12 protein-coding genes and 1 pseudogene are annotated in these 11,823 nt (G+C 64.3%); 6 read left to right on the top strand and 7 right to left on the bottom strand.

The window, feature by feature from the left end; genetic code table 11:
* From AC1D0P_RS13895 to AC1D0P_RS13875, 5 genes are all read right to left on the bottom strand, one after another.
* The coding region (locus tag AC1D0P_RS13895; RefSeq protein WP_477677274.1) for an amino acid ABC transporter ATP-binding protein at positions 1-540 on the bottom strand (540 nt) is incomplete at its 3' end.
* The gene (locus AC1D0P_RS13890; RefSeq protein ID WP_477677273.1) at positions 530-1,210 is read right to left on the bottom strand and encodes an amino acid ABC transporter permease; all 681 of its coding nucleotides are present in this window, start codon (positions 1,208-1,210) and stop codon (positions 530-532) included. The genes AC1D0P_RS13890 and AC1D0P_RS13895, both read right to left, overlap by 11 nt.
* Positions 1,211-1,361: 151 nt before the next feature.
* Positions 1,362-2,024: an amino acid ABC transporter permease gene (locus tag AC1D0P_RS13885; protein ID WP_477677272.1), complete on the bottom strand. Its 663-nt coding sequence runs from the start codon at positions 2,022-2,024 to the stop codon at positions 1,362-1,364.
* 140 nt (positions 2,025-2,164) lie between these two features.
* Complete coding sequence (locus AC1D0P_RS13880; protein WP_477677271.1) at positions 2,165-2,956, bottom strand: transporter substrate-binding domain-containing protein; 792 nt, start codon at positions 2,954-2,956, stop codon at positions 2,165-2,167.
* Entirely contained in the window at positions 2,953-3,738 is a 786-nt protein-coding gene (locus AC1D0P_RS13875) for a GntR family transcriptional regulator (protein ID WP_477677270.1), read from the bottom strand. Before AC1D0P_RS13875 ends, AC1D0P_RS13880 begins: the two co-directional genes overlap by 4 nt.
* Before the next feature lie 486 nt (positions 3,739-4,224).
* Between AC1D0P_RS13875 and AC1D0P_RS13870 the strand changes: the two genes are divergently transcribed.
* Positions 4,225-5,979, top strand: coding sequence for a long-chain fatty acid--CoA ligase (locus AC1D0P_RS13870; RefSeq protein WP_477677269.1), 1,755 nt, complete (start codon positions 4,225-4,227; stop codon positions 5,977-5,979).
* A 66-nt stretch (positions 5,980-6,045) separates the two neighbouring features.
* Positions 6,046-6,972: an ion transporter gene (locus tag AC1D0P_RS13865; RefSeq protein WP_477677268.1), complete on the top strand. Its 927-nt coding sequence runs from the start codon at positions 6,046-6,048 to the stop codon at positions 6,970-6,972.
* A 5-nt stretch (positions 6,973-6,977) separates the two neighbouring features.
* Here the strand turns inward: AC1D0P_RS13865 and AC1D0P_RS13860 are convergent, their stop codons facing one another.
* Positions 6,978-7,535: a YaeQ family protein gene (locus AC1D0P_RS13860; RefSeq protein WP_477677267.1), complete on the bottom strand. Its 558-nt coding sequence runs from the start codon at positions 7,533-7,535 to the stop codon at positions 6,978-6,980.
* A 128-nt stretch (positions 7,536-7,663) separates the two neighbouring features.
* Between AC1D0P_RS13860 and AC1D0P_RS13855 the strand changes: the two genes are divergently transcribed.
* Positions 7,664-8,662 (top strand): LLM class flavin-dependent oxidoreductase, encoded by a 999-nt coding sequence (locus AC1D0P_RS13855; protein WP_477677275.1) that lies wholly within the window; start codon positions 7,664-7,666, stop codon positions 8,660-8,662.
* 46 nt (positions 8,663-8,708) lie between these two features.
* Positions 8,709-9,752, top strand: a complete 1,044-nt coding sequence (locus AC1D0P_RS13850; RefSeq protein WP_477655259.1) for a methionine synthase — start codon at positions 8,709-8,711, stop codon at positions 9,750-9,752.
* Between the two features lie 3 nt (positions 9,753-9,755).
* Here the strand turns inward: AC1D0P_RS13850 and AC1D0P_RS13845 are convergent, their stop codons facing one another.
* Positions 9,756-10,403, bottom strand: coding sequence for a TetR/AcrR family transcriptional regulator (locus AC1D0P_RS13845; RefSeq protein ID WP_477677266.1), 648 nt, complete (start codon positions 10,401-10,403; stop codon positions 9,756-9,758).
* Between the two features lie 47 nt (positions 10,404-10,450).
* Between AC1D0P_RS13845 and AC1D0P_RS13840 the strand changes: the two genes are divergently transcribed.
* Positions 10,451-11,554 (top strand): DUF2855 family protein, encoded by a 1,104-nt coding sequence (locus AC1D0P_RS13840; RefSeq protein ID WP_477677265.1) that lies wholly within the window; start codon positions 10,451-10,453, stop codon positions 11,552-11,554.
* A 28-nt stretch (positions 11,555-11,582) separates the two neighbouring features.
* Positions 11,583-11,823: pseudogene (locus tag AC1D0P_RS13835) on the top strand (cupin domain-containing protein); the annotation flags it as partial.

Genomic DNA, 11,823 nt, shown 5'->3' with positions numbered 1-11,823 from the left:
GCACAGCAGCACCGAAGGCTGCATGGCCAGCGCGCGCGCGATCGCCACGCGCTGCTGCTGCCCGCCCGAAAGCTGGTCGGGCCAGGATTCGAATTTTTCGGCCAGGCCCACGCGCTGCAGCAACGCGCGCGCATGCTCGGCGGCGGGGGCGCCGGCCGTCTTCTTGACCAGCGTGGGTGCCAGCATGATGTTCTTGCCGACCGTCAGGTGCGGGAACAGGTTGAAGCTCTGGAAGATCATGCCCACGCGCTGGCGCAGCTCGCGCATGACCTGCGGGTTGTCGTGCAGCAGGTGTTTGCCGTCCACGCGCAGCGTGCCGCTCTGGAAGACTTCCAGCCCGTTGATGCAGCGCAGCAGCGTGCTYTTGCCCGAGCCGCTTTTGCCGATGATGGCGATCACTTCGCCGGCCTTGACTTCCAGGTCTATGCCTTTCAAGACCTCATTGGTACCGAAGCTTTTGCGCAACTGGTTGATTTCGACCAGTGTCCTGTCGGCCGTGGCGGGGGATGGGATAGCTGTGGCGTTAGGGTTAGCGTCCATTTCTGGCTTTCCTCTCAAGCTTGCGGGCATACAGGGATATGGGGAAACACAGCGCGAAGTACATCAGCGCGACGCAGCTGTACACCACAAAAGGTTTGAAGGTGGCGTTGGTGATCATGGTGCCGGCCTTGGTCAGCTCGATGAAACCGATCACCGAGGCCAGCGCCGTGCCTTTGACTACCTGCACCAGGAAGCCGACAGTCGGCGGCACGGCGATGCGCACGGCCTGCGGCAGCACGATGTAGCGCAACTGCTCGCCGAAGTTGAGCGCCAGGCTTTGCGCGGCTTCCCACTGGCCCTTGGGGATCGCGTCGACACAGCCGCGCCAGATCTCGGCCAGGTAGGCGCTGGTGTAAAGCGTGAGCGCCACCGCGGCCGCCACCCAGGCCGGCACGTTGATGCCGAAGAGCGCCAGGCCGAAGTAGGCCAGGAAGAGCTGCATCAGCAGCGGCGTACCCTGAAACAGCAGCACATAGCCGTCGAGCGCGCGGCGTGCGATGCGCGCCGCTTTCTGCGCGCCCGGCACTGCGCGCGTGGCCGACAGCCGGCCCACCAGCAACAGCGCGCCGACAATGCCGCCGCCGATGAAGGCGACCAGCGAGAGAACGATGGTCCAGCGCGCCGCCAGCAGCAGGTTGCGGAAGATGTCCCAGACGGTGAATTCGATCATCGCAATTCCTTTGGATGTAGCGACGGGTAATGAGTGGCCATGGGGGCTTTCCACTCAGCAGGGGCCGCGGAACCGGCTTTGCCGGGCCGCAGGCGCAGCGCCCCCTCGGGGGGCAGAGAGCTACACGCAGTGAGCGAACGTGGGGGCATGTTTATCGACCGAACAGGAACTTCGGCCCCGCCCAGTTGAGAAGTTTGCGGACCGCGACCGACAGCACCAAATAAATCAGCGTGGCAATGATGAAAGCCTCAAACGCCCTGAAGTTGCGGCCCTGGATCAAGTTGGCGGCGTAAGACAGCTCTTGCGTGGAGATCTGCCCGCAGACGGCCGAGCCCAGCATCACGATGATGATCTGGCTCACCATGGCCGGCCAGACCTTCTTGAGCGCTGGCGGCAGCACCACGCGGGTGTAGATTTGCACCCGGTTGAGCGCCAGGCTTTCGGCCGCCTCGACCTGCCCGCGCGGCGTGGCTTCAACGCCGGCGCGGATGATCTCGGTGGCGTAGGCCGACAGGTTGATCACCATGGCCAGCACCGAGGCGGTTTCGGGCGAAAGCTTGAAGCCCGCGGCCGGCAGGCCGAAGAAGATAAAAAACAGCTGCACGATAAAAGGCGTGTTGCGAATCAACTCGACGTAAGCGCCCACCACCCAGCGCAGCCAGGTCGGCCCGCTGGCACGCGCCCAGGCAAAGCCCATGCCCATGAATACGCCCAGCACCGACGAGATCGCCGTCAGGCCCAGCGTCCAAGCGACGCCGATGGCCAACAGCGGCCATTGGCTTAATACGGCCATGAAATCAAGCTCGACACGCATGGGTCACATCCTTTGAAAGATCACCGTCGGTTCTTCCCTACCAGCAGCCGCCGTGGAACCGGCTTCGCCGGGCCACCAGCGGCGCCCCCTGCAAGGGGGGAGGCGGTTACGCGAAGCGAACCGCAACGGGGGTGTACAACTTACTGCGGCAAATCACCGGCGGGACGACCGAGCCACTTCATGGCCAGTTTGTCGAGGTCGCCTGATTTCTTGCCCTCGGCGATGATTTCGTTGACTTTCAGGCGCAGCTTGTCTTCGCCCTTGCCGACCCCGATGAAGTTGGGCGAGTCTTTCAGCAACAGCTTGTATTCGGTGTTGAGTTGCGGGTTCTTGGCCATCATGTTGCCTGCGACCGACGCGCCGGTAGCGATCAGCTGCACCTGGCCGGCGGTGTAGGCCGACACCGTGGTGTTGTTGTCTTCAAAGCGCTTGATGTCCGTGCCGGCAGGCGCGACCTTGCTCAATTCCTGGTCTTCCAGGGCGGCGCGGGTCACGCTGATGGTTTTGCCGTTGAGGTCGGCAAACGATTTGATGCTCATGCTCTTGGGGCCGAAGACGGCCTGGAAGAAAGGGGTGTAGGCGGCGGTGAAGTCGATGACTTTTTCGCGCTCCGGGGTTTTGCCCAGCGTGGAGATCACCAGGTCGGCCTTCTTGGTTTGCAGGTAGGCGATGCGGTTGGCGCTGGTCACGGGCACGAGTTCAATCTTGACGCCGAGTTTTTGCGCGATGTAGCCGGCCATCTCCACGTCCAGGCCCTGGGGCTTGAGGTCGGTGCCGACCATGCCGTAAGGCGGGAAGTCGGTCGGGATGGCGATCTTGATTTCCTTGGCCTTCATGATGTCGTCCAGCGCGGTTTGCGCATGGGCGCCGGAGGCGGCCAGCACGGCGGCTGCGGCGAGGGCGAAAGAGAAAACGCGTTTGCTGGACTTCATAGCAGGGCTCCAAGGTAGGTTGAGGAATCGTCTGGGGTTTTGGCCGAGGCACGGCCGGGCTTGCGAACACGGGAAGGCGGGGAAGACGCCGGTTTTTCGGCCGGGGCTTGCGCGGCCAGGGGGCTCAGCGCGCTGCGCAGTTGTGCCAGCGGATCGCCGCCGCCCGCCTGCAGCTTGAGCGCGGCCTGCACGCTGCCGATGTGCGCCTGCATGAGTTTTTCGGCTTTCGCCAGGTCGCCTTTTTCCAGCGCCTGCACGATGAGCACATGCTCTTCGCAGGACTGCGCCGCGTCGTGCGAGGACTGGTAAAGCATGGCGATCAGGGTGGTGCGCGCGGTGAAGTCGCGCAGGGTGTCGGCCAGCAGGCTGTTGCCCAGGCATTCAGCCAGGCACACGTGGAAGTCGCCCAGCAAAAAGCTGCGCAGGCCCACGTCGTCGCCCTTGATGGCGGCTTTTTCGCGGGTCAGATGGCTTTTGAGCTGCTTGATGGCGGCCTTGCTGACGTCGGTGGTGCAGCGGATCAGGCCCATCTCGATCACGCGGCGCGCCTCAAAGGCCTCGCGCGCTTCTTCCTGGGAGGGTTCGATCACATACCAACCGCGCCGGCTGCTGACAGTGACGATGCCACGCACCGCCAGCCGGGTCAGGGCTTCGCGGACGATGGTGCGGCTGCAGTCAAACAGCAGCGCGAGCTGCTGCTCGCCCAGTCGCGAGCCGGGCGCAAGCTTTTGCGCCATCACGGCTTCGATGATGCGATTGCTGATGTCGGGGGCGGTGGCCATGCACAAGCCAGTGCATATCCCGTGCCAACCCCTTTGTCTGGTTCAGCCAACTGGTATACAAGTTTTGCGCACCTGACTGGCGTGCCGGCGCACCGCCTTGTGGCTTTGTGGTGGCCGGGTGCACCACAAAGGGGAATATGGGGCCGGGTGGCTGCGTCATTTGTCATCTGCATTTATCCGCAGATTACGCAGATTTACACAGATTGAAGAGACGGCGTTTGTACTCAAGACTTCATCCTCACACCCTACGCCGGCTGCATGACTTTTCATCAAGATTGTCTTATCTGTGTAAATCTGCGTAATCTGCGGATATAAATTCTTCCTTAGATGATGATGCGGCTTGAAAACCGGACACTCACATTGTTGGGACAGATTGCTGACACGGGTCGCTCACGCGACAGTGATTTATACGGAGCTTCCCGGATGTGGCCGGCCCGGACTCGGGGTAGGCTGGGGCCCCAAGTCAGCACTTGCCTGGAGCCCTTCTTGATTCCTGATTCCGATACCGGCCAGGCCGTTCCCGCCGCGAACCCGCACACGCTGCACCACCAGGTCTGGCCCAAACGCCTGCCGCACAGCATCACGCCGCCGGCCACCTCGCTGTGGCACAACCTCGCGGTCAGCGCGCTGCGTTTCCCCGACAAGCCGGCGCTGGTCTTCTTCAACCGCGTACTCAGCTATGCCGAAGTGATGCGGCAAGCCGAACGCCTGGCCGCCACACTGCACAGCCTGGGCGTGCGCAGCGGCGATCGCGTGGTGCTCAACATGCAGAACTGCCCGCAGTGGGTGATCGCGCACTTTGCGATCCTGCGCGCCAACGCCGTGGTGGTGCCGGTCAACCCGATGAACCGGGCCGAGGAGCTCAAGCACTACATCACCGACCCCGATGCGAAAGTCGCCATCATCGCGGCCGACCTGGCCGGCGAATTGGCCAAAGCCAACGCGCAGCTGGAACCCGGCGAGCGGCTGGCGCACATGGTGGTCACGCACTACAGCGACGCCTTTGACATCGCCGCGGAAGGCGAGGGCGACGCGGCCATGCCGCCGGCCTGGCGCGACTGGCTGGGCACGCGCCATGCGCCGCCGGTGCTAGCAGGCGTCGGCGTGATGGACTGGGCCGATGCGACGGCGGGTACCGCGCAAGAGGCAGGAGAGCTACCCCCGCACACCGCCACGCCGCAAGACCTGGCCGTGCTGCCCTACACCAGCGGCACCACCGGCCTGCCCAAGGGCTGCATGCACACCCATGCCAGCATCATGCACAACGCGGTGGCCAGCTGCCTGTGGGGCGGCAGCACCTTCGAGAACGTGACGCTGTCCGTGGTGCCCATGTTCCATATCACCGGCATGGTGTCGGTGATGCATGCGTCCATCTACGGCAGCGCGACGCTGGTSATCATGCCGCGCTGGGACCGTGAACTGGCTGGGCGGCTGATCTCGCGCTGGCGGGTGACGCACTGGACCAACATCCCGACCATGGTGATAGACCTGCTGGCCAGCCCGAACTTTGCCGAATTCGATCTGAGCAGCCTGGTCTATATAGGCGGTGGCGGCGCGGCCATGCCGCAGGCCGTGGCCCAGCGCCTCTGGGAGCAATACGGCCTGCGTTTTGCCGAAGGCTACGGCCTTACGGAAACCGCCGCGCCCTCGCACAGCAACCCCTATGACGCCACCAAGCAGCAATGCCTGGGCGTGCCCTTCGTGAGCTGCGACGCGCGCGTGATCGATCCGCTCACGCTCAAGGAAGTGCCGCGGGGCGAGCAGGGTGAAATCGTCATGAGCGGGCCGCAGGTGTTCCAGGGCTACTGGAAGCGCCCCGACGCGACGGAGCAGGCTTTTATCGAACTCGACGGCAAGCGCTTCTTCCGCTCCGGCGACCTGGGCCGCGTGGACGAGCAGGGCTACTTCTTCATCACTGACCGGCTCAAGCGCATGATCAACGCCTCGGGCTTCAAGGTCTGGCCGGCCGAGGTCGAGGCGCTGATGTTCAAGCACCCGGCCATCCAGGAAGCCTGCGTGATCTCGACCCGCGACGCCTACCGCGGCGAAACCGTCAAGGCCGTGGTGGTGCTGCGCCCCGCCGCCAGGGGAAATACCAGCGAGGAAGACATCATCAGCTGGTGCCGGGATAACATGGCGGCATACAAATACCCGCGCGTGGTGCAGTTTGTCGATGCGCTGCCCAAAAGCGGCTCGGGCAAGGTCATGTGGCGCGCGCTGCAGGAAGCCGAGAAGCCCTGAACCTCCCGGCCGCCGCGCCTTGTTTCCGGAGAGTCCGTTTGAAAATCACGATTGGCGCGTAGCACCATGGCCAAAACCCCACCCGCTCCGTCCCCCGCGCAAGACCCGGAAGACAAGCCGCTGTTCGGCTGGCGCCTGCGCCTTTACACCATCATCTTCGAGGCCGACACCCGCGCGGGGCGCTGGTTCGACAAGGCGCTGATCGCCCTGATCCTGGTCAGCATCGCCGTGGTCATGGCCGACAGCGTGCAGGCCATCCATGCCTCGCACGGACGCGCTTTCGCGGTGGTCGAATGGGTCTTCACGCTGCTGTTCACCGCCGAGTACATCGCGCGGCTGGCCTGCGTGCGCAAGCCGCTGCAGTACGCCACCAGCTTTTTCGGCATCATCGACCTGGTCGCCGTGCTGCCGACCTACCTGGCTCTGTTCTTTCCGGAGCTGCATGCCCTCATCGACGTGCGCGTGCTGCGGCTGCTGCGCGTGTTCCGGATCTTCAAGCTCGCGGCCTATGTGGCCGAGTACCAGTCCCTGGGCCGGGCCCTCGCCGCCAGCGGCCGCAAGATACTGGTCTTCCTGTCGGCCGTGGTGATGATGGTGCTGGTCATGGGCACCGTGATGTACGTGGTCGAAGGGCCGTCCAACGGCTTCACCAGCATCCCGACCTCGGTCTACTGGGCCATCAGCACCGTCACCACCGTGGGCTTTGGCGACATCACGCCCAAGACCGACCTGGGCCGGCTGATTTCGTCTTTCATGATGCTGCTGGGTTGGGGCATCCTGGCYGTGCCGACCGGCATCGTGACGGCCGAGATGGCGGCCGAGCGGCGCCTGCAGCACCTCGCCCTGCCCACCACGCGCACCTGCCATGAATGCCTGACCGAAGGCCACCTGCCCGAGGCGGACTTCTGCTTTCATTGCGGTGCGAAGCTGCCGGTGTACCAGCATCAAGGCCAGCACCAGGATGCCAGGGCCGAGCCTTCCCGGGCGCCTTAGTTTTCCTATTCGCCTGCCGTCAGCCGCCGCGGCGTGATCTCTACCGATCCGAGCCCAGTGCTCATCCAAACCGTGCCGTCCTGCACCGTCACCTGCAACTGCATGCTGCGTTCGGCGAGCTTGGCCAGCGCCTGGCTTTCGGCCGCGTCTATCTGCCAGACCACGAGGTTGGCGGCGCGGGTGAGTTTGGTCTCGATGTTTTTCCACCAGACCGGCGTGCTGCTCGCGAAGCTGTAGACGCTGACGCGCTCGGCCCGGCCCGCGGCTTTCATCAGGCGCTTGTCGTCGGGCTGGCCGACGTCGATCCAGTGCAGGATCTGCTCGGTGTAGTCCTTGTGCCAGAGCGCGGCCTCGTCCACGTCCCATAAATCCTTGGCGAATTCGAGGTTGCCTTTCTTGTCGTCGGCCGGCACATTGAGCGCGAAGGCCAGCAGGCGGATCATCATGCGCTCATCGGCCTCCGAGGGGTGGCGCGCAATCGTGACGCTGTGGTCGGCGTAGATATTGCGGTCCATGTCGGATAACGCAAGCTGGGCTTTGTAGATAGTGGCTTTGAGTGCCATAGGGATGTACTTCTTTATCTCGGGTCTGGACGGGAACTAACCCTCTATTGGAACAGAGCCCGCAGTGCCGCCGGCGAAACCCCCGTCAAGCGCGGTTTATCGGCGCTGGCTATAGTCACCCGACCATGATCTCCCTCTCCGTCCTCGACCAGTCCGTCGCCGTCACCGGCYGCACGGAAGACGCCTCCATTCGTGAAACCCTGCAACTGGCCCGCCACTGCGAAGCGCTGGGCTACCGCCGCTTCTGGGTCAGCGAGCACCACAGCCATCCCAGCATCGTGGGCTCGGCGCCCGAGGTACTGATGGCCGCGATTGCTGCCACCACCAGCCGCATCCGTGTGGGCAGCGCCGGCGTGATGCTGCCGCACTATGCGGCGCTCAAGGTGGCGGAGCAGTTCCGCGTGCTGGAAGCGATTGCGCCGGGCCGCATCGACCTGGGCGTGGGCCGCGCGCCGGGATCGGACATGCGCACGGCGCGGCTGCTCAGCAGCGACCCGCGCCAGTCGGCCGAGAACTTTCCCATCCAGGTGCGCGAGCTGCAGGCCTGGCTGGCTGGTATTGATTTGCCTGAAGGCCACCCGGGCCGCGGCGTGACGGCCAACCCCATGGGGCCGAGCACACCCGAGATGTGGATGCTCGGCAGCTCCGATTACGGCGCACAGCTGGCCGCCCACTACGGCCTGCCTTATGCGTTCGCTTACTTCATCACCGACGGGCAGGGTGCCGAACAGGCGCTGGAGCTCTACCGCGCCAATTACCGCCCCAGCCCGCGCCACCCCACGCAGCAAGCCGTGCTCTGCGTCTGGGCGCTGGCGGCCGACACCGAGGCGGAGGCCTGGCACCATTTTTCGGGCCGCGAGCGCTGGAAGATAGACCGCAACCGCGGCGCGCTGGCGGCCCTGCCTTCGCCCGAAGAGGTGGCGTTGCGGCCCTACACACCGGCCGAGCAGCCAGAGGTCGACAGACTCAGGGCGAATGCGCTGGTCGGCAGCGGCCCGCAGGTCGCCGCCAAATTGCGGGCCTTGGCTAATACACTGGAGGTTGAAGAGCTGGTGGTGATCACCTGGGCGCACGACCCCGCCGCCCGCCGCCGCTCTTACGAACTGCTGGCCCGCGAGTTTTTCTGAGACCCCGGGCGGCGACCCACAATGATTGAGACAAGGAAAGAATCCCATGACAACGCCTTCCGCACGGCCGCTTTTCAGCGCCACCATCGCCGGCAGCCTGCCCAAACCCGCCTGGCTCTCCGAAACCAACAAGCTCTGGCCGCAATGGAAGGCCGAAGGCGATGAACTCAAGCAGGCCAAGGCCGACGCCACCTTGTTGTGGATCAAGGCGCAAGAAGACGCGGGCCTGGACGTGATCGGCGACGGCGAGCAGTCGCGCCAGCATTTTGTGCACGGCTTTCTCGAGCAGATCGAAGGCATCGACTTCGAGCACAAGGTCAAGATGGGCATACGCAACAACCGCTACGACGCCATGGTGCCGCAGGTAGTGGCCGCGCTCAAGCTCAAGGGGCGCGTGCATGCCGCCGAAGCGCGCCTGCTGCGCGCGCACACCGATAAAAAAATCAAGTTCACCCTGCCGGGCCCCATGACCATCGTCGACACCGTGGCCGACCAGTTCTACGGCGACAAGGTCAAGATGGCCATGGCCTTTGCCGAGCTGCTGAACCAGGAAGCGCTGGCCTTGCAGGCCGACGGCGTGGACATCATCCAGTTCGACGAGCCGGCCTTCAACGTCTATATGAAGGAAGCCGCCGATTGGGGCGTGAAGGCGCTGGAGCGCGCTGCGCAGGACCTCACCTGCACGACGGCCGTGCACATTTGCTACGGCTACGGCATCAAGGCCAACACCGACTGGAAGGCCTCGCTGGGCGAGGAGTGGCGGCAGTATGAAACCGTGTTCCCAGCGCTGGCCAAAAGCACCATCCGCCAGGTCAGCCTGGAGTGCTACCACTCGCACGTGCCGCCGCACCTGATGGCGCTGCTTGACGGCAAGGACGTGATGGTCGGCGTCATCGACGTGGCCAGCGACGAGATTGAAACGCCCGAGCAGGTGGCCGACACCATCGGTAAGGCGCTGCAGTACGTGCCCAAGAACCGTTTGCTGCCCTGCACCAACTGCGGCCTGGCGCCCATGGACCGGGAAGTGGCGCTCAAGAAACTGCAGGCTTTGGCGCAGGGCGCTGCGCTGGCACGCGAGCGCTACAAGTAAGCCTTATTCGGCATCGAGCAAGGCCAGGCACAGCCGTTCCATCTGGCGCGCCCATTCAAGGCTTTCTGCCTCGCTGAGACCTATCAGCAAGCCGTAGCGGCGTCCGCCCCAGACCGCCAGGTGCATGGCCTGGATTGCGTCGGCGGAAGGCCGCTTCGGCAGGTCGGTGCAAGCGTCAAAGACCCGCGTCCACGCGGCCAGCAATTCCTCGTGCACGCGCCGGTGGTGCTTGCCCTCGGCAATGCCGGTTTCGAGTGCCAGCATGCCGGCGTCAAACCAGGGCAGCTCGGGCGTGTCGGCGCCACAGGCCAGACGCACCAGCGCGCGCAGCCGCTGCTCCGCGCTGAGCCTGGGCGGGGTGACCGCCTGCTGTTCAATCGCCTGCAGCAGCTGCTCCATGCAGTGCCGTACATAACCCGACAGCAGAGCGGCCTTGTTGGGGAAATAGTCGTACAGCGTGCCGATAGCCACGCCGGTTTCCAGTGCGACCGCCCGTGTGCTCACGCCGTCCCAGCCGTCCCGCCGCCAAATCCGAACAAAGGCGTCGTAAATCGCCTGCACGGTGAACACCGCCCTGGCCTGCGTGGGGCGTTTGAGGGGCTTGGCGGCCGGTGGTTTTCCGAACCCGGCAGGAGGGCGGCGGCTATACATTGGTCATCACTCACCGATCAATTTTCCAAAGAAGGAAAGAAGACGCCATGAACAATCCGGCCCTGCTGACGCGGCTGCTCACGCGCAAAAATGCATTGAATCACACCCGGGTGGACCAGCAACAGCGCCCAGGCGACACCGCGGGCGAGGCCGTCCTGAAAATCCGGCGCGTGGCCGTCACCACCAACAACATCACTTATGCGGCCTTTGGCGATGCCATGCAGTACTGGGATTTTTTCCCGACCGGCGAGGCGGACTGGGGCCATATGCCGGTGTGGGGATTTGCCAACGTGGAAAGCTCCAGCGTGCCGGGTGTAGAGGTGGGTGAGCGCTTTTACGGCTACTTCCCCATCGCCAGCCACTTGCGTGTGCGACCCGAGCGTGTGACCGAGCGCGGCTTTTACGATGGCGCCGCGCACCGCAAAACCCTGACTTCGGCCTACAACCAGTACATGCGCTGCAGCGCCGACGCGGCTTACCGTCCGGAAGATGAAAACTACCAGATGCTGGTGCGCCCGCTGTTCATCACGTCGTTCATGCTGGCGGATTTCCTGCAGGACAACGCATTTTTTGGCGCGGAACAGCTCGTGTTCTCCAGCGCTTCGAGCAAGACCGGCTATGGCACGGCTTTTTGCCTGAGGGCCTTTCCGCAGATCAAGCGGATCGCGCTGACCTCGGCGCGCAACAAGGGCTTTGTCGAAGCCTTGGGCTGTTACGGCGAAGTGGCGAGTTATGAAGAGTTGCCGAAGCTGGACCGCGGCACGCCCACGCTGTATGTGGATTTTTCGGGCGACGAGAGCCTGCGCATTGCCGTGCACACGCATTTCGGCGAATCGCTGGTCTATGACTGCTATGCGGGTTCGGCGCAGAACACGCAGTTCCTGCGGCCGCTGGACATGCCGGGCCCCGAGCCGAGGTTTTACTTCGCGCCGGTGCAGATCCGCAAGCGCAACGCAGACTGGGGCCATGCCGTCGTCAACCAGCGTTTTAACGAAGCGCAGCTGGCGTTTATCCGCCGCGTCAGCGATACGGACCGGCCCTGGATGCAACTGCGCGAGCACCATGGTTTCGAGGCGGCGCAGGCCTTGATTGACGACATGCACGGCGGGCGCATGGACCCGCAGCAAGGGCATGTGGTGGTCCTGGACTGAATGCGCGCGGCTGGTGTACGCTGGCGGCATGAGCAACGATCCCACGCTTCCGCACCACCCGCACGACCACGACCATTCCCATGGCCCCGGGCACACGCATCCCCATGCCGAAGGCCAGGTCGACCCGCCGTGGAAACATGACGGCGTGCGCGTGATCGCGGGCAACCAGCTTGACAGCAACACCGCGCAGACGCCGGGCATGGACAGGCGTGCCGCGATCAACTTCGCCCGGGTAGGCGCGCAAAAACTGTGGGCCGGCACCGTCACCA

It is taken from the genome of Polaromonas sp. P1_G2 (assembly GCF_056405515.1).
Note: the sequence above shows the minus strand (reverse complement) of the source record. Positions and strands in the feature narration are given on the sequence as shown.